Below are 24253 nucleotides of genomic sequence, written 5' to 3'. Positions count from 1 at the left end.
ATATGAACAAGTTCAGATCCCTATTGGCAGGAGGCTTTTTATTTTGTCTGCTTGCATCTATGAAACTGCACGCCCAGGTGGTGATGGCCGCCCAGGTACCTCCGGCAGGTATTATACAGCAATCGCAGCTGTGGAATATGGTACTGACCAACCTGTATCCTGGTTCGGTGAGGGTGAGCGTGATCATGCGCTTGTCGGAAGTCAATACCGGTCAGGGTATACTAACAGGATTTTCCAACGAAATAGAGCTGCCGGCAGGCGCCAAACAAATTCAGCTGAAAGATCTGATCCCGGTATCCTATGAGTATTTATCGCCTGTGGCGGACCGACGGGAAAATGCATTGTTAATGCCCGGAAATTACAGCGTTTGTTACAGCGTAATAGTAAGTGGTGATAAGTCCGGCCAGCCCGCAACAGAAGATTGCCGGAATTTCACCGTCGAACCTGTAAGTCCTCCCATGTTGAATACTCCCGTGAATGAGGCTTTACTGGATGCATTATTGCCGCAATTTACATGGATTCCGCCAGCGCCGTTGAATTTGTTCAGCGACCTGAATTACGACCTGGTATTAGTGGAAATGGGGGTCGATCAATCTGCCGAGGAAGCAGTACAGGTAAATATACCTGTATACCGCGTCTCCAATTTGCGGCAGCCATTTATGAATTATCCGGCAGGAGCGCCCGCGCTGGATACAGGCATTACTTATGCCTGGATGGTTACTGCCAATAACGGGCGACAGTTTGCCGCGCAAACGAACACCTGGACTTTTCGTATGAAGCAATCCGGGATGGTGTCGCAGGAAGATCTGTCGGCCTACGTTCAGTTGAAAAGAAATAGTAATGATGTAATGAATTGTGGCGATGTGCTGAAATGCAGCTATGTAAATGATGCGGGAGACGAGCAGGTGAAATACGAAATAACATCACTGGAGAATGATAACCATATTGTCCGGCAGGGGAATATTTCCCTGCAGCCAGGCACTAATATGATTGAGTTATCGCTGAGCCGCGGGAGTCGTTTGTCTGCCGGAAAACTATATATGTTCAGATTACATAACGGCCGATCTGAGAACTGGGAAATCAAATTTGTTTATCACCCGGCGCCATAAATTATCCCTGACCTTAACCGATCCCTTACTTTATCAAATATATTTTACATGATACTGGCCTTAGCAGCGAGAGGAAAGAAAATATTTGCAAGCCTGATGCTTGCAGTTGTCTATCTTGAAATAATAGTACCATTAAACCTGTTTGGAGCCCCTATTCCGGTGTATGCTCATTTTACCCCAGAGAAGTTGTTGTCGCGGAATATTCCGCTGACAGTAGCTTCCGGAGGACTTATATCATCATTACCTATTACGGCCACAGTAAAGGCTAACAATAAGGTTCGGTTATTAAAAACCACCGGTTTAAAGGAAGAACATCCTGATTTTGGAGGCCCCAGCCAACCGGAAATGCAGGCATTCCACTCTGCAGGCAATGTAGATATGGTAGATCTGTTTACAGGAGATATGACCTATAATGTACCGTTATTGGATGTTGGCGGGTACCCGATTACCATCGGTTATAACAGCGGGGGAACCATGGACCAGGAAGCCAGTTGGGTAGGGTTTGGATGGAACATTAATCCGGGTACTATCACGCGTAACCTGCGTGGTATTCCGGACGATTTTAACGGGAAGGATTCTATTACGAAAGAACTGACAATAAATGAAAATAAGACGGTGGGAGGAACTATTGGTGCAGGATTGGAGCTTGCGGGGAAAGTCACCAAAATAGCGGGCAAGACGATTGACCTGTCTGCCAGCCTCGGGGTTTTCAAGAATACGTACCGGGGATGGGGAATGGAAACTACCGTTGCTGCAGGAATATCTTCGAGTGGTAAAACCCGTGGTCCGCTCACTGCAGGCCTATCCCTTTCCAACAACTCCCAGGAAGGAGTTACGCTCAGTCCTACGCTTTCATATCAGTATGCAGGTAAAACGGCAAGCGAAAACGGAGGCTTTGCGGGTAGTGTCTCAATGGGAACCTCATATAATTCGCGGGGAGGTTTAAAAGGGCTGCAGATGTCAACCGGGATTGCGCTATACCGGCAGACGAATTTAACAGATAAAGACAAAAAATTCAAAATGCAAGGAACATCCGGTGGCGACGGAGCTGGTATTTCCTTCGCATTTCCCGGATATACACCCACTATAAACATTCCCTATACCAATGAAATGACTTCTGTAGCTTTTAAGCTGGGAGGTGAATTCTATACGATCTATGCCAACGCGTTTGTGAGCGGTTATGTTGCCAGGCAGTATATAGCGCCCAAGGACAAGATACTGAGTTTACCTGCATTCGGTTATTTGAATTTCCAGTCAGGAGCCAATAACGAAAGCGCCCTGCTGGATTTTAACCGTGAAAAAGAAATCATCTTTCGGGAAAAACCTGCCGTACCTAATATAGCAATACCGTCCTATACATATGATGTGTTTTCTATTTCCGGCGAAGGAACCGGCGGCAATTTCAGAGCTTACCGCAATGATATCGGATATGTTTTTGATCACCAGATGACCACTCGTGATAAATCGCTTAGTCTTGGGGGAGAATTAGGATATGGCGCTGTAGCCCATGGAGGAGTCGATGTTACCAGTGTACGTTCTTTTACTCGTTCTGCTGTATGGAGAGACGAAAACCCATTGGCAGACCTGGTATCATTCCGGAATACGAATAATGCATTCGAAGCAGCCTATTTCAGAAATCCATCAGAAATGACGATCAATGCAAAGTCGTTCTATGATGCAATAGGCGGAGATAATGTGGTGACGCCGAAGTTATTTCAGGCAAGCAAAACCAGCAGTATTATCAGTACTACCAACAAACTAACGCCCTATAAAAGCGGGTCGCCGCTAAACGATATCAGCCTGAATACCACGAATACGATGAAACCTGCGCGTGAAAAACGCACACAGGTTATTACCTACCTTACTGCCCGGGAAGCCAGCGAAGCAGGTTTGTCTAAATATATTGAGAGTTATGGATTGAATAAATACCCGGTAAAGAAGGGCGCCGTAAAATTCAATAGTGAGTATATAGGCGCCGGAGATGGGTTAATGGCTACCTATTTCTCAGATAAATATTTTACGGACCGTGCATTTAACAGGGTGGTACCTGCTATTAATTTCCCGGATAACCAGTCTTTTAATAATGGCCAACAGGCCGGACAGATACCCCTGAATGAAAACTTTTCCGGTATCTATTCCGGGAAACTGCGGATCCCACAGTCGGGTGTGTACTATTTCCGGTTTGATAAAGATGACGGATATGAATTTTACCTGAACGATGAATACATCTACGGTAATATGGACTACCGACAAAATGGCTCCAGTGTAGTAAAAGTAAATATCGAAGGAGGAAGAGAATATGATGTCCGCGTAAAATATTTTAACGCGGGAAAAGATGCAAGATTATTTATGAATTGGCAGTCTGCTGCATTAGGGCCTAATCCGGACTACGAACTGATTCCGGGTAATAAATTTTACCTGAAAAAAGACGTTGACTCTTTTTTAGTGGACCAGGTATCTTATGAAAAACGAATAAATACTTTCCGGAAAGCCGATCACATTTCTGAAATAGACGTGCTCAATGCTGATGGCAGAAGATATGTGTATGGTATCCCGGTATACAATTTAAAACAAAAGGAAGCTAGTTTCTCCGTAAATAAAAGCGACGGAAATATTGCAGAGGGATTGACGGGTTATGTTCCCGGGGTAGATGACAGTCTTACGAATACGAAAGGGCGTGACCGTTATTATAATGGAGAGCTATTCCCTGCCTATGCGCATTCCTATCTGCTAACAGGTATCCTGTCACCAGACTATACCGATCTTACCGGAAATGGGATTACTGATGATGACCCTGGTAATGCCATCAGGTTTAATTACACGAAGACGGCAGGTATCGCAAATCCTTTTTTATGGAAAATCCCTTATAATGAAAAGGCGACTTATAACGAAGGATTGAAAACAGACGACCGGGATGATAAAGGTAGTTATGTATCAGGAGCGAAAGAACTATGGTATCTCAACTCTGTTGAATCCAGGAATATGATTGCTGTATTCAGGCTGGATAAGCGGGAAGACCTGCTGCAGATCGACGCCAAAGGAAACAAGAGCGATGGTGGCGCCAAACGTCTTGTGGAGATTGATTTGTATAGCAAGGCTGATTTCTTGAAAGACAGCGCCCGCGCCAGGCCGGTAAAATCAGTTCACTTTGATTATACCTACGAGCTTTGTCCCGGTGTAAATGATATGACGGGAAAGCCAAATGCAAACGGTAAACTGACATTAAAAAAGATTTGGTTCAGCTATAATGGGAATGAGAAAGGCAGGAAGAATGCGTATGTATTCAATTACAATAAATTGAATCCGGCTTATTCTTCTAAAAAATATGATGGATGGGGTAATTATAAAGATTTTGCGCAGAATCCCGGTGGAGTTACAAATTCGGATTATCCTTACCCTGTGCAGGATAGCACGCTTGCGGCTACCAATGCTGCAGCCTGGGCGCTTGACTCGATTTTACTCCCGGCAGGAGGGCGTATCAAAATCAATTATGAAAGCGATGACTACGCATATGTACAAAACAAACGTGCTATGTCCATGTGCAGCATTGCAGGTTTCAGCGGCGCAAAGCCTACGGCGCTTACGGATGTAACCAATGAGCTTTATGGTTATACCCCGGCACGGGATTATATGTATGTGGCCATTAATGTACCTTACGCGGTAAAATCCAATGCAGAGGTGCTTTCCAGGTACCTGGACGGTATAGAAAAATTGTACTTCCGCCTGTCCGTTAAAATGCCTACTGATAAATTTGGTAGTGGAAATGAGTATGTTCCCTGTTATGCCAGGTTGGATGCCAGTGCTGGATATGGCTTTTTTAATGGAGGTAAAACGATTTGGGTAAAATTGAAGGGTATCGATAAACTCGGTAATGAAGGGGGGCCTATCAGCCCCTTATTAAAAGTAGCTTCGCAATTCCTCAAACTAAATCTCCCATCAAAAGCATATCCGGGTTCCGACAATGGAGATAGTTTTAACGGAGGAGATGCAGTTAAGATACTGGTAAGCCGTGCATACTCCACGGAGATTTCGCCATAATATGTACCCATTTGCGTACATTTTACAAACAGGGAAGCGTTCAAATCTAAGATAGTTGAACCTGTTCACGCATAGTTATCCTTCACATGATTCAGGTTGGAAAACAGATATGTAAAAGAACTTTTGATATTAGCGACTTATATTTGACAAACCATTTTACAAGGAAAGTCCTGATTTAATTTTAGTCGTTGCTTTTGGCCCAAAGAAATTTGAGTTCTGAAATGACATTTATCTGGTATTGCTCCTGCTAAAACTTCATTTGGGGTAAAACCATATAACTGGCTATTAGGCATTTGGTTATAACTTTTTACTGCCTGCTCAATCGCGATAATCAGTTCCCTGGTATCAGCAATAGGTTTGGTATATAGAAACCGATACTTAAGTATTTTGTTCGCGGCTTCTACCATGCTATTACTTTGTATGATATCGAGCTGGGCTATTAGTTTCTTCCAAAGTAAACCAGGCTTATTCAGCCAATCCTCTAATTTTCCTTTATTCTCCATGCCATCATCTGTAATGAGTTTGCCTTCCTCCCGCATCAGGCTAAATCTTTGTAATACTTCTTCCAATGTTTGCCGGGCCATATTGCTACTGTATTCATTGGCTACCTTACATGCGAGAATCGCTCTACTGAAATTATCGCGGATGACATAAATGTAATGTTTTACGCCATTGATGGTTTTGAATAATGTAATATCCTGATGCAAAACTTTCAACGCCTTGTTTGCACGGTATGGAGTATATTTCCTGGATATTTTGAGATGTTTTTTCGTAATGTTCAGTAACCTGCAATATTTATAGAATGTGCTAAGACTACAATTAATTTTCCTATCCCGTAGTAGCTGATAGTAAATGCCGCTGAGTGGCCAATTATCATATTCCCTTTTGGCGCATTGTGTCTTAATCATTTCCTGTTCTCTGATAGAAAGCTGTTGTGGATTTTGTCTGCGGCAATGCCCCTGTAGTGAGTTGAAACAATACTTTTGATGGCTCCAGGATTTCCATTGTTTAAAGGAAAAAGGAAGATATCTCCAAATAACCCTTTCTAATTCATTTTTATTGCAGAAGTGCAGAAGCACTTCAATATTTCTTTTAACTGTTAAAACATGGGCAGATTTGACGGGAGATAGAATAACTAATTCCCTATAGATAGAGACCAGATAAAAAAGCGATTTTATCAGCACCTTTAAACGTGCATTTTCTTTTCTCAATTTTTGGAGTTGGTTTTCATCTGGTAGATTCTCCTTCAAAGGATATGGTGCCCAGAAGGATTGTATATTTTTTCCTTTCCATCTCTGTTTTGTAGATCGCGGAATTGAACGGGTAATATCGGAATGTAGTTTGCCGTTGGCATATTGGATTTTCAGGTCGGAATGATAACTACGATAAAAAGATGACATGTAGGGTGGCTTAAATTATTATTAAGCCGCAAGTTAGTTTATTGCATATTTACTTTCCTTGACTGGATTAATAACGTTAGTAGAAGTATCATAAATGAGTACATCAGGTAATGAGCTGATCTCATTAAGGCGCTGCAACATGGCTGGATCTTTAAATGTATTACTGTTGGCAGCTTCCCCTGGCAATCGCTCCCTTATCAAGGTTTCCCCACTCATTTATCTACCGCTCATCGCTCAGCGCCCCCATGAATGCAATCAGCGCCTGTTTCTCCGCCTCTAGAAGATGCAACGCATCAGGTGCAAGGGTTTGATTAGGTAAGTGTATCCCATATCCAACCCCACCACCTTTGTCATAAAAGTCTATCACTTCCTCCAGGGTACGATAGGCGCCATTATGCATGTAGGGAGCCGTTAATGCAACATTCCGCAATGTGGGCGTTTTAAAAGCATATTTCAATTCTTCCATCTCTGTATGGATAAATCTCCCTAAATCACTATCCAATACCGGGACCCCGGGTTGCTGTAATACCCCCAGTACTTCTGATTCAGTGGTAGAGAAATCCGGGGCGGAGGTGCCATTAAACAATGGTATAAAATGACAGGTGGCACAACGCCCTTTACCCATAAACAGGTTGAATCCTTTGACGGCCATGGCATCCATAGCCTGTTTATCTCCTCTCATATAACGGTCAAAAGAGGCATTAAAAGGACGCAGTTCCCGGATGTAGCTGGCAATTGCCATCATCACTTCTCTTGCCCGGATGGTGTCCGGCATCTGGGGAAATGCTTTGCGAAAACGTTGTTGCATTGCTGGTATTTTGTTTAGCCAGCTGGCCACGGCTACAGGGGAGGAGTGCATTTCATCTTTATTATTCAATACATCCAATACCTGGTTTTCAAGGGTAGGTGAACGCATGTCGTAGAACTGCGACAGTTGCAATCCGGCGTACAGCATAGTAGGCGCGTTGCGCAATACGCGGGATCTGCCACTGATAGTAAGACTTTGATTCAGTCCATCTGTAAATGCTTTTTCCGGTTGATGACAACTTTTGCAACTCCGTTTTCCATTCCCTGCCAATTGGGTGTTGCCAAACAGCTCCTGACCTAATGCTACCTTTTCCGGTGTGGGAAAGGCTTCCGGCGATGTTATGAAATGGCGGATATTCAATACAGCGGTGTCAAACAGTGTGGCGGCATCTTGTTTTAAAGCCGTTTGTTCTTTCACGAGTGGCAGCCCTTCCTGGCGGTACCAGTGCATCATCGCTTTGGTGAGTGGGTTCAGGTGACCGGTAATAAAGCCGGCATAGTCAAAACCATTGGTATCAACGGACATATGACCTACTGCGATAGCATTGTCGAAAGTGGTGAGCAGTGCTGGCGGTGCGGCCATCAGCCGGCAAAGGTCCTGTACTGCTCCCAGCGATATGGTCGATTCCTGTATGGCCAGTCCTGAAAGCGGTGTATCAAAACCGCTGATACCCAATGTTACCACGCGGAACACTTCCAGCTTACAGGCATCAAATACATGTGCGGTGTCAAACCGGGTATGGGCAATCACTTGTCTTAAAGCGGTGACACTGGCCGTAAAAGACCTGATCTCTTTTCGGAGACTCGCATTGCTGGCGGTATCATAAGGATATAAAAATGTTTCTATTACCTGCAGGCCGGATGGTTCGCTGGCCTGGTGTTCCGCGACTTCTATTTCCGGCAGGGGAGGACCGTTGAGCAATCGTGAGGTCGCAGGCGCATAATATTCGCTGCACCATTCCAACTGCTTATATCGTTTTCTGCAATCTTCAAAAGCCTGTTGTAAGGCGGTGCTATCATTCCCCGAAGCCACTGCCAACAACCTGCCGGCGCTGGCTTCCAGCGAATCCGTATGCGCTTCCAACCATTGATGGACTGCTTGGTCAAAGGTGCTATTGTTTGGGGTATTGTGGCAAGAGATCCAGGTAACGAGGCCGCTCAGTATAACGGCTACCCATATCTTCCAGTCATGCTTCATCATAAGCCATCAGTATATGCAAAAAGTTACCCCTTTTCCCGAAGGGGTAACTTTTATCTTTTATGTAAAGAGAATAAGCCGGATTATTTTTCAACACCGGTGATGATCACGGTTTGTCCGCCTTCGATATTGTCATTCAGACCACTACCATCGGCATTTTTGAATTTCTCATCTTTCCAGGTATGTGGATGGATATTTACCACAAAAGTGTTGGGCTTTCCAATGAGGTCAGAAATGTCATACATCGCACCAAATTCCCAGCTGCTGGTACGCAGGTCATTATCCGGATTGTATTTTTTGTTGAAATCGGCGTCATTACGGCGATGGTTCATTTCCAGCATTGGTTTCAGTCCTTTGGTGGCAAGACTGTACTGCCAGATGCGGCCATCGTGTTTATTGTTTTTGTAGTAGGAATCTCCATCTTCCTGGATATACACAAAATTTTCTGTTACACAGAGGTTATCCGGATTCACGATGCTGTTACCCGGATCAACGATACCATCTATCAGTGGCGTGAGTTTTCCTTTGAGTGGACTGGCAGGGTCCAGTACCAGCTGGTATACACGTCCCCACATCGTATAGCCGTCTACGGGTGTCACTTTATCGGTCTGGCTGATACCGGTGGCAGTGAAATAAAGTTTGCGGTTATTTTCTGCTGACCCTTTGCCATAATCCAGGTCTTCCACGCGGGCAAACTGGATCGCCTTTTTTTCTACGGTCTGTACTGCCAGCTGTTTACCGGTGCTGCCGGCAACATTATCATATTCCACAAACTCTACGTCGTAGGAAGTACCAACTTTCATATCTGTTTCAATGGTGCTGCCATCAGTTCTACGCAGCATATACAGCTTACCGCCTTTCACATCTCCCACAGTATTGGAGAGATACAGGTTTACCTGGCCGGGGGTATCATCTTCGCCGATGAAGATAGCTGTTTTACCCGGGTAGGCATTTTTGTTTAAAGGCACTGCATTTTCTGCACTACATTTACCTAATGCTGCCAGGGTCCGGTCTGTTTGTTTCAGATTAACATCTCCTAAGGGATCAATACCATGGATCATAGACTCTTCGCCAGACTCACCGGCAGTGAGGAACAGCGGACCAAAACCATGTTCCTGTACAGTGGCCATTGTAGCAGAACAAAGCCGTTTTTTGGCGCCGCCTACTTTATCTACAATGTATTCTCCTTTCAGTGGTTGCAGGTTGTTGTCGAGATATACCCGGGATACAGAGCAAAGGATCTCGTGGTTGTTGATCATAATGTAACCACTGCCTGCCTCATTTTTGATGATGCCGGCTCCATCAGGTTGCGCGCCATACACAAATGCAGGGCTGCCGGCCAGCTTATCATCACTGCTGATAAGCGGATAAATGTTTAAACCATTAAATCCTTCCAGGGGTTTTATCAGGGAAGGGGTCACAGACCTGGTCTTTAATTCAATGCCAGTTTGAGGTTGATTCGTGTCTTCATTTTTATCTTTGTTACAAGACGCTACTAACATTACGCCGGCCAACAGCGGGCAAACGCGGAGTGCTACAGAATATAAGTACATGCTTATCAAATTTCCGGCAAGATCAACTTGTAATATTTCCGCAGTATGAAGTAAATATTAAGAATATGTGAAGAAATGGATAGGTGACAGCGATGAAACTCACTCCCCAACTTCTCTCAAACTCGGCGACGCCACATTACTCTCCACAAACGCCTTCCTGTAGTCCCGGGGCGACTTCCCCTGGTAAATCTTAAACTGCCTGTTAAAGTAAGAAATGTTATCAAAGCCACAGGCATAGCATATTTCAGAGATGCCATCCTCCGTGCCGATCAGCAATTTAGTAGCATGACTAATCCTGGTTTCATTTACAAACTGTGAAAACGTTTTATGTGTCCTTCTCTTAAAATACCGGCAAAATGCAGCTTCGTTCATGCATGCCAGTGAGGCGGCAGATTTACTGTCTACCTGCTGATGGTAATTCTCCAGTACATATTTAAATATAGATTCCAGCTTTTTAGAATCTACGTCTTTGTAATGTATTTTTCGTGGATCGTCCGTCAGCAGCAGCGCGTTTTCCTTGCCCTGATGCGACAATTCATCCAGCAGCTGCAGCAGGATGATCAGGTTTTTCATCTGCTGATTTACCTGGAACTGGAAAAACAGGTTGCTGATAGCGGCAGGTAGTTTGCTGAATTTGATCCCTTGTTCAGATAGCTGCATCAGTTCTCTTATCTTCCTCAATTCCAGTTTATCGAAAAAATCTTTACCAAGAAAGTCTTCTGTAAACTGTACAATGATGGCGTGTACTGTTTCGTTGGGGTCTATGGGAGCATTGTCGTTGCAGAAACAATGTACCAGGCCTGGCCCAAACATATAAACCTCTCCTTCGTTGTAGTTCATCACTTTCTTGCCGGCGTATACCTTCCCGGAGCTTTTTACCATCAGGATCAGTTCATGCCCGTGGTGAAAGTGGAAGGTATTGGTGAATTTAGGCTGGCAGAACTCTTTCACTACAAAGCTGGCATCTTCCGGAGTGGATATATGTCGGTAGGAGACTTTCATAATATTGTTTTTGGTACACTATTTATTTTATGACGCGGAAATGTAGAATTATGGTAAATATAGTATTGATATATTGCAAATGAAGTACTTTTATTTCAATGGAAGTCTGAATAAGTTTGTAAGACAATGATATGATGACAGCTTCCCGTTATGAAGTCAACAGCTGCTTCGCTTCCAGGATGAACAAGAAATATTAAACCACTTTTATATATTAATGCGTTATGGAATTAGGGATACACAACTGGATGAGGTCCGAAACTATTGAAACTACTATAAAAAGGGTAGCTGCGCTGGGATATACCAAACTCGAAATCGCCGGCAGCCCGGAGCAATACGACACGAAAAGTATAAGGAAACTCATGAAAGACCACGGCTTGTCCTGCTGGGGATCTGTAACGCTGATGCTGGGCGACCGCAACCTACTCGCCAGGGATGAGGCGCAGCGGGCAAAATCAGTACAGTATGTGAAAGACATCATAAAAATGGTAAAGGAACTGGAGGGACATATGGTATCTGTAGTACCAGGCACCGTAGGGAAAATTGCACCCGACGGCCGGCCGGATGAAGAATGGCAATGGGCCGTAGGCGCCCTGAAAGAAATATATGACTATAGCGAGGCTGCGGGCATATTGATAGGCATTGAACCGATCAACCGTTTTGAAACCTATTTCATCAACCGGGCCGATCAGGCACTGGCGCTGGCGGAAGCGGTAGGACCCAATTGCGGCGTTTGCCTCGATACCTTTCATATGAATATCGAGGAAACCGATATGTTTGAGGCGATTAAAAAAGCCAAAGGGAAACTCAGAGGCTTTCATGTGGCTGACAACAACAGGATGGCGCCGGGAATGGGCAACCTCGATTGGAAAAAGATTATAGATACATTAAAAGAGATAAACTATAACGACGTACTCTCCGTGGAGTTCTGTGCCCCGCTGGATCGTACGCCGGCCAATCCTTACCCGGATGCGATTGACGCCAACCCGGAAAACCTGTCGCCCGAGCAGGAGAAGTTCCTGGTAGACCATGGCAGCAGCTCGGTAACGGAAGAGTTTTATACGATGCTCACCACTAAATCATTTAATACCTTATCAAAACTTATTTAAAGAGTCAACTGCTAACAGATGAAAATAGCTAATGTAGAGGCATTTTGGTTACGCTGTCCCGTTCCTAAAGAGAAACAACATACTTCTGACTATGGATTACTGGCCAATTTTGATATGACGCTTGTTGTGATCACCACAGAAGATGGTCTTCAGGGATTTGGAGAAGCTAAAGCTGCAGTTGGATCTTCGGGCGTATGCGCCTCCATCGTAAATTGCATCGAAAATGAATTAAAGCCTGTTTTACTGGGTAAACAGGTGAAAGATATCACCCGCCTCTGGGAAGAAATGTATAATGGTACACGCGATCATTACGCTTTATCAAGAGGACGGAAATTTCCGGTCCTCGGCAGAAGAGGACTCTCGGTATCAGCCATGAGTGGTATTGATACCGCCCTCTGGGACCTGAAAGGCAAAATGCTGAATGTGCCGGTGATGGATTTGCTCGGTGGCGCCTGCAGGGATATAATGCCGGCTTACGCGAGCGGCGGCTGGGCAGATGTTGACAATATCGGAGCGCAACTGAAAGGGTATGTAGACAAAGGATTTGGAAGCGTTAAGATGCGTGTTGGTGTAATGGATAAAACAGTACAAAACAGCATCGAAAGAGTGAAAGCGGCAAGAGCCGCGCTGGGTGCTGATATTAAATTGATGACCGACGCGCATGGCACCTTTAGTGTGCCGGAGGCCAAACAATTTTGCCGGGGAGTGGAAGACTGTAACCTGTATTGGTTTGAGGAGCCCATCAGCCCGGATAATAAACAGGGTACTGCAGAAGTAAGGGCTTCGACGTATATTCCCATCGCGGCTGGTGAAAGCGAATATACCAGCTTCGATATTAATGAACTGCTGGAGAAACGGGCTATTGATGTGATACAGCCGGATGCTGCCATCATTGGCGGTATCTCAGAAACAATGCGGGTAGCACATCTGGCTACGGTGCATCAGCTGGAACTGGCGCCGCATTGCTGGGGCTCTGCTTTTTCTTTTATGGCCGGACTAAACGTAGCATTTGCATCACCTTCGGCAACCATTATTGAATTTTCGTTGGGCGGAAACCCTATGATGTATGAACTGGTGAAAGAACAGATAACCGTTACGAATGGAGTGATCCCGGCGCCCACGGCTCCCGGATTAGGAGTTACACCGGATTGGGATTTTGTACGGGACTATAAACAAAAAGTTTAAACGTGATATTTGTAAATAATTATCTATGGCCAAAGCACTAAAAATTAATCACGTAACATTGATTGTAGACAACCTGGAAAAAGCAGGTCAGTTTTATCAACATGAATTAGGCCTGGAGCCGCTCGCCGCCTTCCGGTTTGATTATCCCGTCATGTTTTTCAAATTCAACGAACAGGAACAACTGCATATTTCCGAATGGGAAGACAAAACCTCTTTCCGTGGACATATCTGTGTGCAGGTAGATGATTTTAACAGTCTCTTCTTCCGCATGAAAGAACTGAATATTATTGATATCCATCCCTGGGGAAAGGTGAGGAAGCTGCCAGATGGCGCCATGCAGATGTTTGTACGCGATCCTGCCGGTAACCTGGTGGAAATATCTTCCATACCCGGCGCTGAAATAGATCCGCGGATATTTGCAGATGAACTCTATGAGGAAGGCTTGTATGTATCAAATAGAAATGATTTCAGAGGATACAGATCGGATGATGCCACCTTATATCATAAATAACAGATGAGAAAAAACGTATTACTGCTCGAAACCGTTGCAGAGGAAGCATTAGCCATTCTCCACGAGAATGTGAATGTATTCACAGGATATGATGAAGCCAGTTTAAAAAACGTTTTAAACAATGAAAATATCCATGCCATCATCACGAGAGGGAAGGGGCTGATCAATAAACCGTTGATAGATGCGTGCCCGCATCTGCAGGCAGTAGCCCGCTGCGGCGTTGGACTGGATAACGTAGATGTGGCCCGTGCCACCGAAAGAAAGATCAAAGTGATCAACGCACCCGGCAGCAATGCCGCCACTATTGCGGAGCACACCCTGGCCCTGATGCTGATGGGCATGCGCAATATGTACGAATCTGTTTCACAGGTGAAGCAGGATAACTGGAACTGGCGGAATCAATACGCAGGAGATGAACTGAATGGCAAAACCCTTGGCGTGCTGGGAATGGGAAATATAGGAAAACGGGTTGCCCGCCTGGGAGAAGCTTTTGGAATGGAAGTGCTGTATTGGAGTAAATCTGCCCAGGACCTGCCTTATAAATACATGGCACTGGAAGATGTTCTGCAATATGCAGATGTAGTGAGTCTTCATCTTCCCTTTAATACCGAAACAGACAGGATCATCGGAGAAAAACAACTGGGGCTGATGAAAACAGGCGCGCTGTTGATTAATACGGCGAGAGGCGCACTTGTTGATCATGCGGCGTTGTTGGAGGCGCTGAATTCAAAGTCGATTGCAGGTTTTGCGGCAGACGTATTGCCGGATGAACCACCGGTGCAGAGTCGCGCGATTGTAGAGCATCCGCGGGCAATCGTTACGCCGCACTCCGGTAGCCTTACCACAGCTACCTACCGGCAAATATGCCTGCTTACTATCAACAATGTAGTGGCAGTGCTGACGGATAAACAACCGGAACCAAACAGCATATATAACCGCAGTGCGCTTCAATAATTGCTACTGTTGATCTTTCAGGAATGAAGCTGCATTGTCCGATTCAATACGGTGATGCCACACCAAAACGAAGGTATGCCATCGCCTGCTTTAATGTTACCCGTCATGCTTCACGAAATGTGGCAGGTTGTATCGTATATAAAAACGGTCATCAAAAATCATTGTTCAAATGAAAAAATTTTTTGCCTATTTATTGTGCCTGGTAATTGCCAGCGTCACAAGTGCCAGCTCCCTCTTTGCGCAGTCGTCAAAAAAAAATAAAAAACCGCTGGTGGTGTTCGTAACCGGCGATCATGAATACAGCAGTGAGGAAACCATGCCTTTAATAGCTGCTGCACTGGAGAAAGACTATGGCATGAAAACGATCGTGCTCAAAGCATCTCCTGATTATAACAGCGAAGAAAATATTCCCGGCCTCGAGGCACTGGAAAAGGCCGACCTGGCAGTCTTCTTTTTACGCTGGCGTCGCCTGCCACCTGGGCAACTGGCTTATATCGACGCTTATCTGAAATCCGGTAAACCTGTGATGGGTTTCCGTACCACTACACATGCCTTTCACTTTCCTGAAGGACATGCCAGTGAAAAATGGAATGCCTTCGGCGAATTTGCGTTGAATGCTCCTCCCGGATGGGGCGGTGCTGCAAAGCATACCCACTATGGTCATGAAAGCAGCACAGATGTAAGCATCATCCCTGAACAGGCAGCCAATCCCATACTCACAGGCGTAGCCGGCAACTTTCACGTTCGCTCATGGCTGTACCGTGTACTACCGGATTATCCCGTGAAAGGGTCTACCTGGTTGCTCATGGGGAAAGCAGTAAATCCTGATAAAGAAGCCATCGAAAATCCCGTTGCCTGGACCGGCACCAACACTTTCGGCGGACGGGTGTTTATGACCACCATGGGCCACCCGGAAGACTTCACCCAGGAACCCTTTCAGCGCCTGGTGATCAACGCGGTACATTATGAACTCGGACTCAAAATTCCGCAAAAGTGGAAAGGTAAAATAAACATACAGGTGCCCTATCGCGTAGCGAAATAAATATATAACGTTTCCTGATTCAGCTAAATTTATCAAAGATGTCCAAACTATTAAAAATTGGCATTTATGCTATCCTTATTCCCATAGTATTGCTAAATGCCTGCCAACCCAAAGGACCCGCCCCGCTTACGATTACCGCAACATCACATATTTCCCTGATCGGTAATAACCTGGGGTCGAGAATGATAAATTACGACAATTTTGAAACGGAACTGTTCGTCCGTTACCCGGAGTATAAACTCAACATCCGCAATATGTGCGATGGAGGCGAAACTCCCGGCTTCCGGCCGCATGCCAGCAGGAATTCTCCCTGGGCATTTCCGGGCGCAGAAAAATTCTGCCCGGAACTGGCAAGCGAGGTGCAGGCGATGGATAATCCCAGCCAGGGCCGCTTTGAAACACCTGATCAATGGCTCACCAGGCTCAAAACAGATGTGATCATTTCCTTTTTTGGCTATAATGAATCCTTCGCGGGAAAAGAAGGATTAGCCAACTATAAAGCAGAGCTGGACGCTTTTATAAAATGGACGCTGCAGCAAAAATATAACGGTACCTCAGCGCCGCAACTGGCCATCGTTTCACCCATTGCCTTCGAAGATCTGTCTGATAAATATGATCTGCCCGATGGCCGTAAAGAAAATGAAAACCTGGCCATGTATACAGAAGCTATGAAAGAAGTGGCCGGTCATAATAACGTACTTTTTGTAGATGCATTTACCCCTTCACAAAAATGGTATAAGGATACGAAGGAACCACTGACCATCGACGGCTCCCAGCTGAATGAAGAAGGATATAAAAAGCTGGGAACTTTACTGGTAAACAAAATTTTTGGGGAAGCACCAGCCAAGGCTGAAACCAACCGTAACCTGGTACACGCCGCCGTAATGGAAAAGAACTGGATGTGGCTGAATGATTACAAAATTCCAAATGGCGTACATGTATACGGGCGCCGGTACGATCCTTACGGACCGGATAATTATCCCGCTGAAATAGAAAAGATCCGGGAGATGACGGCTATCAGGGACACCGCGGTGTGGCTGGCGGCCTCGAAAGGAACGAAAATGGATGTTGCGGAAGCAGATAAACATACCAAAGTATTACCCATTGTTAAAACCAACTATAACCCCGCAAAAAATGGCAGTCTCCGGTATCTCAGCGGTGAGGAAGCAGTGACCAAGCTAAAAGTGCCACCGGGATATAAGGTAGAACTTTTTGCTTCGGAAGAGCAGTTCAAAGACCTGGCTAAGCCGATGCAGATGTCGTTCGATAACAAAGGCCGGCTATGGGTGGCAGTAATGCCAAGCTATCCGCATTATAAGCCGGGGGATGCCAAGCCTAATGATAAAATTATTATCCTGGAAGATACCGACAACGATGGTAAGGCCGACAAAGAAACTGTTTTCGCAGATAGCCTGCACCTGCCAATCGGCTTCGAAATTGCAGCAGAAGGAGTATATGTAGCCCAGGGCACCAATCTTAAATTGTTTACAGATACCAACGGGGATGATAAAGCCGACAAAGTGGAGATCCTGCTCAGCGGATTCGATGATCATGATACACACCACAGCAGTCACGCATTTACAGCAGATCCTTCCGGGGCTATCTATTCGGGCGAAGGCGTTTTCCTTCATACAAATGTGGAAACATCCTACGGAACCGTTCGTGCCACCAACGGCGGATTTTACAGGTACGACCCGCGACGCAAGAAACTGGAACGTACAGCACAACTGTCTATTCCAAATCCATGGGGTATTGCGTTCGACGACTGGGGACAGCCGTTCTTTGCAGAAACATCCAGCCCGGATATGCGATGGATGCTTCCCGGAACAGTACTGCCCAGGTACGGGCAGGCAACGCATAAGTCGATTCAGCTGATTGAAGAAAAACATAAGGTACGGCCAACATCAGGACTGGAATTTGTTTCCAGCCGCCACTTCCCGGATGAAGTGCAGGGCGACTTCCTGATCAACAATACCATCGGGTTCCTGGGTACCAAGGAGCATACCCTGGAGGATGACGGCACCGGTTATAAAAGCCACCATCGCATGGATCTGCTGGTAAGCGGAGATCCCAACTTCCGGCCGGTAGACCTGGAGTTCGCACCCGACGGATCGCTGTACGTGATCGATTGGCACAACATCCTGATCGGACACATGCAACATAATGCAAGGGATCCGCTGCGCGATCACTCTCATGGAAGAATATACCGTATTACTTATCCGTCCAGGCCGTTGGTAAAACCGGCACATATAGCAGGCGCCACTATTGAAGAACTCCTGGACAACCTGAAATTGCCCGAGTACAGAACCCGCTACAGAACACGCCGCGAGCTGAGAGGGCGCGATGTTTCACAAGTACTGTCAAAATTGAAAACCTGGGTAGCCCACCTGGATAAAAACGACCCGCGTTACGAACATCACCTGCTCGAAGGCCTTTGGGTAAGCTGGGGAATGAATAAAGTAGACCAGGACCTTTTAAAACAGGTGCTGAAAGCCCGCGACTATCATGCGAGAGCAGCAGCAGTAGAGGTAGTGCGCTATACCGGGCACCAGGTGCCCGATCAGGCCGCCCTATTGATGCAGGCGGCACAGGATGAAAATAGCCGTGTGCGCCTGATGGCTATTGTGGCCGCATCGTGGATCGGTAAGGAAAAAGGATTGCCCGTTTTAGCAGCGGCAAAGAAAATGCCGCTCGACGAATGGATGATCCATGCATATGAGACCGCAGTAGCTCACCTGAATGGTGAAAATGTGAAAATGGGAAAAGAAGAAAATGACCGTACCCATCTGAAAGGTGCTGAACTGGCATTGTTTAACCAGGGAAAGAAAATTTATTCGATAGAAGGATATTGTAAAACATGCCACCAGGCAGACGGTAAAGGACTTCCTGATTCCGGTTTTCCGCCCCTTGCCGGCTCCAACTGGGTAACAGGAAGCGATGAACGGCTGATCAAAGTGGTAATGAAAGGAATGCTGGGCCCTATAGAGGTAAATAATAAAAAGTATCCCGGCCAGGTTCCCATGACACCTTTTGACGGGCTGTTAAAAGATGATGAAATCGCCGCGGTATTGACCTATGTCCGGAATTCATTCGGCAACAAAGGAAAGGCCATTTCTCCCGAAAAAGTAAAACAAATAAGAAAGTCCATAGAAAGTAAAAAGGATTTCTATTCCCCTGAGCAACTGCTGAAAGAACATCCTATGGAGAAAAAATGATAAACGCCCGGTCATTTATTTAACGACAGGTACTAAAGAGAATTTACTATATCACTTGGGTAAAATATTACAAGGAAATTTCAGTTGATATGATTAATATTGTTAGGGAACCTAATTAATATTTAATATGTAAATATCAACCAAAATACTGTGCTGATTTTTAAATAATAAACAAATCATATCGGGGTATGCTGCTGTACGGGAGTACAGCATGCCATTGTTGCCACCCGATCCATGCCTGGGTACTGGCCCCTTATTGCCGGTGGTCGCCACTTTCTGTGCCGTCAGCGCCCACTTTTCCTGTCCTTAAAATCTGCTGCTTAATAAATATGTCCGGAGTAATGGTATACGATCATCTTTAACCTGATAATTATTTTACTATGAAACATTTTTCCACGGTGAATTCTAAAATGCCGGCCTTGCGCCAAAAAATCATTTATGCTGCCCTCGTATTATTTATGGGAATAACAATGCAGCTCCAGGCGAAAAATCCGGTGATAGCCGGCTCCCCGCACGCCACAGTACTCATGGATGTGCGGGGTAAGGTGCTGGAAGAAAACGGTGTTGGAGTACCAGGGGTGAGCATCAAAGTAAAAAATGCCAATAAGGCAACAACAACAGATGGAGACGGAAACTTTAGCATCAAAGGTGTTGATAATGATGCGGTGTTGATTATTTCTTATATAGGTTATGTTACACAGGAAGTTAATGTTACTGCTGCCGATATGCTGATTAAGCTGGTACCACAGGTGAAAAAGATAGATGAAGTGGTGGTAGTGGGTTATGGTACTACAAAAAAATCAGATCTTACCGGCGCCGTTGGTACGGTTAAAGCAGAAACGTTACAGGAACGCCCTGCTTCTTCCTTAAACCAAAGTTTATCCGGCCGGGTATCCGGCGTGAATGTGTCCTCCAACTCGGGACGCCCTGGTGGCAGAACCAATATCCGTATCCGCGGATCAAGCTCCCTGAGCGTTTCCAATAATCCACTGTACGTAATAGATGGTGTGATACTGAATCCCGTGGACCTGAGAAACGGCAGCACGCCGATTGATTACCTCAATCCTAATGATATTGCTTCCATTGAAGTGTTGAAGGATGCTTCTTCCACCGCCATTTACGGCGCAAGAGGAGCAAATGGTGTGATCCTTGTTACCACTAAAAGAGGGAATGCCGGCGGGGGCAGGGTCACCTACGATCCGGACTTTAGTATAGGCGTACTGCCTAAGAAACTGGAATTACTCAATGCAAAAGAGTTTTTAGCCGTGGAAGACCTGGCTTATGCAAACGCGCAGAAATATGACCCCGTTGGATGGGCAACAGGAACAAAATATACAGACCCCAGAACCAAACGCACCAACCCCAAACTGTTCGATTCGCAGGGCAATCCTTTATACGATACCGACTGGCAGGACGAAACCTTTCAGAAAGCTTTCACACAAAACCACCAGCTTGGGTTTACGGATGGAGATGAAAAAAGAAGCATGGGCGCTTTCTTAAATTATCGCAGCCAGGATGGACTGGCACGGGGTTCCTGGCAGGACCGCTATGCCGGTCGGCTGGTGTACGACAGCCAGGTAAAAGATTGGTTAAAGGTGGGTGGTACGATGAGCTATACCGATCAGCGCGAGAAACAGGTAGATCAGCTGGATGGCGGCGGCATTACCATGATGCGCCAGGTGCTGGAAGCGTTGCCTATTATCCCGGTGAAGTATGCAGACGGATCATGGGCCAGCAACAGGGACTATCCCGGAATGGAAGGCGGCGACAATCCTTTAAGGGTAGCCGCCGACAGGATCTCTATTTTGCATACCCAAACCCTGCTGGGCAACATGTATGCAAATATTCACCTGGCGCCCGGGTTGGAAATGAAATCGACCATTGGTGTCAACATCATCAATCAACGGGAAGATTATTTTGCCGCAAAAGGAATGCAATATATTTCAGATAACGGTAATGCCTATATTAATAATAACAGGTACAACTCCTGGCAGTTTGAAAACTACCTGACCTATACCCGGCAGTTTGCAAAGGTGCATGCTTTAAATGCCATGGCAGGGGTTTCCTGGCAGCATATCGACCGTTTTGAAAACCAGGCAAGTACAGAAGGCTTCACCGATTCTTACTATAAATATTACAATCTTGGCGCCGGATCCAGTCCCCAGCCACCCTCTTCAGTAGGAACGGCAAATGGATTGAACTCTTATTTTGGCCGTATCAACTACGGTTTTCGGAACAAGTATTTAGTCACCTTCACCGGTCGTTTGGATGGATCTTCGAAATTCGGGGAAGATAACCAGTATGCATTTTTCCCTTCTACCGCTCTTGCCTGGAGAGTAACAGAAGAGAATTTTATGAAGAGCATCGCGGTTATTTCAAACCTGAAAGTACGCGCCAGTTATGGCGCTACCGGTAACTCTGAAATCCCGGCTTACAGGGCGCTTGCTGGTTTGGGCAATTATACGGTTGTATTTAATGGCGCCCGCAATTCCGGTGTTGGTATCGATCGTATCGCCAATCCCGGTTTGCAGTGGGAAAAAACAAAGCAGGTCGATTTCGGACTGGAGCTCGGTTTATTTTCCAACCGGCTCAACCTGGAGTTCGATCTGTACCGGAGAAAGGTGGATGGGATGCTGCTCGACGCGCCATTACCCTACACCAGCGGCCGTGAGAAGATTTTCTCCAACGTGGGAAGCATGGAGAACAAAGGGGTGGAATTTGCGATTAACTCCACCAACATCAAAACCGATAATTTTTCATGGAACACCACCTTCAACATTTCCATCAATAAGAACAAGGTGCTTGCTTTAGCGAACGGTGATATCACCTCCGGAAACGGTATCATCCGGGTGGGAGAACCGGTTGGTTCCTTCTTTGGAAGAGTGCATCTGGGCACCTGGGGCAGCAAGGAAGCAGATGAAGCAAAGAAGTATAACATGCTTCCGGGAGATGTAAAATATAAAGACATCAACAGCGATGGCGTAATAAACGACCTCGACAGGGTGATTATCGGGAAAGGTATCCCCGATGGATACGGTACCTTCCTGAATACCTTCCAGTATAAAGCCTGGTCGCTGACGGTAGATCTGCAGTTTATGTACGGAAATGACGTACTCGACAGAAGCATCCACTCAGCGGAAGACAGACAAGGCATTGCCAACAGTTATAAAACGGTACTCAACGCCTGGACAGAAACCAATCAGCATACACCTATCGCACAGATACGCCCGATTAATGCGTACTACACAACTAATAACGACAGCCATAAAGTAACAGATGGATCATTTATCCGCGGACGTAATTTGTTGCTGGCATACGTATTCCCATCAAAAACAGTGTCTGCTTTAAAACTCAGCCGCTTGAGAGTGTATGCCTCCGTGCAGAATTTTTTCCTGGTCACGAAGTTTAAAGGATATGATCCGGAAGTATCCAATTCCAGTTCACCGTTCGATCAGGGACTCACCTTGTACGATTATCCAAAGCCAAGGGTGTTCATGCTGGGACTTAATGTTGGGTTATAATATTGTGCAAATTTTTAATTGAAAATTATGAAAGCATTAATTATAAAATATGGACTGCTGATAGTAGCAACCGGTGCACTATTAACAACAGGCTGCCGTAAATTCCTGGATGAATCAGATCCCAGCAATTATACGGAAGATACCTATTTCACCAAACCGGAACATGCAAGGAGTTCTGTAAATGCCATCTATGCAAGCTTGCGGGATCCTATGTCCGGCGATTTTAACGGCGCCGCCTGGACAATGACGGAATTTGCTACAGGGCAGGCGGCCACAGATCTGGGCCAGGCCGTTAACAGCTACTTTATAAAAGATCTGCATAACACAGCCGATAATGTGTATGGAGAAAATTACTGGAAAAACTATTACAAGGGCATCAGCAACGCTAATTTGTCTTTAGCCAAAATACCCGGTATTGTGATGGATGGAGCAGAGGCTAAAAGACTGTTGGGAGAAGCCCGCTTTTTGAGGGCCTGGTATTACTTCAACCTGGTGCAGATGTTCGGCAATATCCCGCTGATTACGGACCCGGTCGATTTGAAATCGGAACAGTTAAGACCCAAACAGGCAGCGCCGGAAGAGATATACAAACTGATTGTGGATGATTTAACAACCGCAGAACAATCCGGGCTCCCCTGGACGGACGCCGGCGGAAAAGCAAGCCTGGGCGCCGTGAAATCATTGCTGGCTAAGGTTTACCTGACCATGGCAGGATATCCTTTGCAAAAAGGAAATGCCTATTTTGACCTGGCCGCAAAAAAGGCGGCAGAAGTATTGGATTCAAAACAATTTAAATTATTTGATACTTATGGCGACTTGCATAACCCGGCAAAGAAAAATATAGAGGAGAATATTTTTATGATCCAATATAAAACGCAGGTGATTCCCGGCAGCTGGCAATCGCTTATCATTCCTTACAATAAAAATATTTCTGCTTACTCTGCAGAAACAGGCGGGATCTATGCCACCGCCAACTTTGTAAAATCATATGCAGCAGGAGATCTGCGCGCAAAAGAAGGCCAGTTCTTTTTTACCAAATTCACTAACCAGGATAACAGGAACCTGGAAGTGGACCTCGGAGGATATTTTTTATACAAACTTTTTGACGTAACTGCACAAACAACCACTGCGAACAGCGATCTGAACTGGTCGCTTATCCGTTACGCCGATATACTGCTTGTATATGCAGAAGCCGTCAACGAAGTAAGCGGCCCGGGTGCAAAAGCATACGATGCGGTAAACCAGGTAAGGACAAGGGCAAAGTTGCCGGCACTAACCGGGCTCACCAAAGAACAACTGCGGGAAGCTATATGGCGGGAGCGCTGGTATGAGCTATGTTTTGAAAACGTTACCTGGTTTGATATGGTACGTCTTCGTAAAGCATTTAACCTGGCTACCAAAGGCTTTGATAATTATGTAGGTCATCAGTTTTCTTACGGACCGGTTTTAAAAGAAAGAGAATTGTTATTTCCAATACCCAGCAGGGAGCTGAGAAACAATCCTAACCTGGTACCCACAAAAGGATATTAATGTGCCAATAGCTGTTACCATGCGCTTGCGTGGTAACAGCTATTCAAATCATTTTAGTTAATTTTAATCAATTGGGTTAAAT

Annotated in this window: 14 protein-coding genes; 10 read left to right on the top strand and 4 right to left on the bottom strand. The window is 45.6% G+C overall.

Annotation, left to right across the window (positions count from 1 at the left end):
* Positions 1-2 precede the first annotated feature (2 nt).
* Entirely contained in the window at positions 3-1109 is a 1107-nt protein-coding gene (locus KE626_RS25150; RefSeq protein ID WP_211975777.1) for a hypothetical protein, read from the top strand.
* Positions 1110-1157: 48 nt separating this feature from the next.
* Complete coding sequence (locus tag KE626_RS25145; RefSeq protein ID WP_211975776.1) at positions 1158-5147, top strand: PA14 domain-containing protein; 3990 nt, start codon at positions 1158-1160, stop codon at positions 5145-5147.
* Between the two features lie 137 nt (positions 5148-5284).
* Here KE626_RS25145 and KE626_RS25140 read toward each other — a convergent pair whose 3' ends face one another.
* From KE626_RS25140 to KE626_RS25125, 4 genes are all read right to left on the bottom strand, one after another.
* Positions 5285-6547: a DDE-type integrase/transposase/recombinase gene (locus KE626_RS25140; protein ID WP_211975775.1), complete on the bottom strand. Its 1263-nt coding sequence runs from the start codon at positions 6545-6547 to the stop codon at positions 5285-5287.
* Between the two features lie 220 nt (positions 6548-6767).
* On the bottom strand, positions 6768-8555 hold the full coding sequence (locus tag KE626_RS25135) for a cytochrome-c peroxidase (RefSeq protein ID WP_211975774.1): 1788 nt from the start codon (positions 8553-8555) through the stop codon (positions 6768-6770).
* Positions 8556-8635: 80 nt separating this feature from the next.
* Positions 8636-10105 carry a hypothetical protein gene (locus KE626_RS25130; protein WP_211975773.1) on the bottom strand — a complete coding sequence of 490 codons (1470 nt, stop codon included), beginning with the start codon at positions 10103-10105 and terminating at the stop codon, positions 8636-8638.
* A gap of 99 nt (positions 10106-10204) precedes the next feature.
* Complete coding sequence (locus tag KE626_RS25125) at positions 10205-11107, bottom strand: AraC family transcriptional regulator (protein ID WP_211975772.1); 903 nt, start codon at positions 11105-11107, stop codon at positions 10205-10207.
* Positions 11108-11328: 221 nt separating this feature from the next.
* On the opposite strand from KE626_RS25125, the gene KE626_RS25120 reads away from it, so the two are divergent.
* The 8 genes from KE626_RS25120 (at position 11329) to KE626_RS25085 (ending at position 24171) form a co-directional block, all read left to right on the top strand.
* Entirely contained in the window at positions 11329-12213 is an 885-nt protein-coding gene (locus KE626_RS25120; protein WP_211975771.1) for a sugar phosphate isomerase/epimerase family protein, read from the top strand.
* Positions 12214-12231: 18 nt separating this feature from the next.
* A complete protein-coding gene (locus KE626_RS25115) occupies positions 12232-13398 on the top strand; it encodes a mandelate racemase/muconate lactonizing enzyme family protein (RefSeq protein ID WP_211975770.1) in 1167 nt (388 codons plus the stop codon).
* Between the two features lie 25 nt (positions 13399-13423).
* On the top strand, positions 13424-13909 hold the full coding sequence (locus KE626_RS25110) for a VOC family protein (RefSeq protein WP_211975769.1): 486 nt from the start codon (positions 13424-13426) through the stop codon (positions 13907-13909).
* A 3-nt stretch (positions 13910-13912) separates the two neighbouring features.
* A complete protein-coding gene (locus tag KE626_RS25105) occupies positions 13913-14863 on the top strand; it encodes an NAD(P)-dependent oxidoreductase (RefSeq protein ID WP_211975768.1) in 951 nt (316 codons plus the stop codon).
* Positions 14864-15032: 169 nt separating this feature from the next.
* Entirely contained in the window at positions 15033-15905 is an 873-nt protein-coding gene (locus KE626_RS25100; protein ID WP_211975767.1) for a ThuA domain-containing protein, read from the top strand.
* 38 nt (positions 15906-15943) lie between these two features.
* Positions 15944-19120 carry a PVC-type heme-binding CxxCH protein gene (locus KE626_RS25095; RefSeq protein WP_211975766.1) on the top strand — a complete coding sequence of 1059 codons (3177 nt, stop codon included), beginning with the start codon at positions 15944-15946 and terminating at the stop codon, positions 19118-19120.
* A gap of 380 nt (positions 19121-19500) precedes the next feature.
* Positions 19501-22641, top strand: a complete 3141-nt coding sequence (locus tag KE626_RS25090; protein WP_211975765.1) for a SusC/RagA family TonB-linked outer membrane protein — start codon at positions 19501-19503, stop codon at positions 22639-22641.
* A gap of 27 nt (positions 22642-22668) precedes the next feature.
* On the top strand, positions 22669-24171 hold the full coding sequence (locus KE626_RS25085; RefSeq protein ID WP_211975764.1) for a RagB/SusD family nutrient uptake outer membrane protein: 1503 nt from the start codon (positions 22669-22671) through the stop codon (positions 24169-24171).
* Positions 24172-24253 lie beyond the last annotated feature (82 nt).

This window comes from Chitinophaga hostae (genome assembly GCF_018224885.1).
Classification (GTDB): Bacteria; Bacteroidota; Bacteroidia; order Chitinophagales; family Chitinophagaceae; genus Chitinophaga; species Chitinophaga hostae.
The sequence above is the reverse complement of the archived record's forward strand: the minus strand, read 5'-3'. Positions and strand labels throughout refer to the sequence as shown.

What these genes read in the sequence shown, in the direction of transcription:
- KE626_RS25130 (WP_211975773.1), bottom strand. Translation starts at nt 10,105, where the DNA reads ATGTACTTATATTCTGTAGCACTCCGCGTTTGCCCGCTGTTGGCCGGC.
- KE626_RS25140 (WP_211975775.1), bottom strand. Translation starts at nt 6,547, where the DNA reads ATGTCATCTTTTTATCGTAGTTATCATTCCGACCTGAAAATCCAATAT.
- KE626_RS25150 (WP_211975777.1), top strand. Translation starts at nt 3, where the DNA reads ATGAACAAGTTCAGATCCCTATTGGCAGGAGGCTTTTTATTTTGTCTG.
- KE626_RS25095 (WP_211975766.1), top strand. Translation starts at nt 15,944, where the DNA reads ATGTCCAAACTATTAAAAATTGGCATTTATGCTATCCTTATTCCCATA.
- KE626_RS25105 (WP_211975768.1), top strand. Translation starts at nt 13,913, where the DNA reads ATGAGAAAAAACGTATTACTGCTCGAAACCGTTGCAGAGGAAGCATTA.
- KE626_RS25125 (WP_211975772.1), bottom strand. Translation starts at nt 11,107, where the DNA reads ATGAAAGTCTCCTACCGACATATATCCACTCCGGAAGATGCCAGCTTT.
- KE626_RS25145 (WP_211975776.1), top strand. Translation starts at nt 1,158, where the DNA reads ATGATACTGGCCTTAGCAGCGAGAGGAAAGAAAATATTTGCAAGCCTG.
- KE626_RS25100 (WP_211975767.1), top strand. Translation starts at nt 15,033, where the DNA reads ATGAAAAAATTTTTTGCCTATTTATTGTGCCTGGTAATTGCCAGCGTC.
- KE626_RS25135 (WP_211975774.1), bottom strand. Translation starts at nt 8,555, where the DNA reads ATGATGAAGCATGACTGGAAGATATGGGTAGCCGTTATACTGAGCGGC.
- KE626_RS25110 (WP_211975769.1), top strand. Translation starts at nt 13,424, where the DNA reads ATGGCCAAAGCACTAAAAATTAATCACGTAACATTGATTGTAGACAAC.
- KE626_RS25115 (WP_211975770.1), top strand. Translation starts at nt 12,232, where the DNA reads ATGAAAATAGCTAATGTAGAGGCATTTTGGTTACGCTGTCCCGTTCCT.
- KE626_RS25120 (WP_211975771.1), top strand. Translation starts at nt 11,329, where the DNA reads ATGGAATTAGGGATACACAACTGGATGAGGTCCGAAACTATTGAAACT.
- KE626_RS25085 (WP_211975764.1), top strand. Translation starts at nt 22,669, where the DNA reads ATGAAAGCATTAATTATAAAATATGGACTGCTGATAGTAGCAACCGGT.
- KE626_RS25090 (WP_211975765.1), top strand. Translation starts at nt 19,501, where the DNA reads ATGAAACATTTTTCCACGGTGAATTCTAAAATGCCGGCCTTGCGCCAA.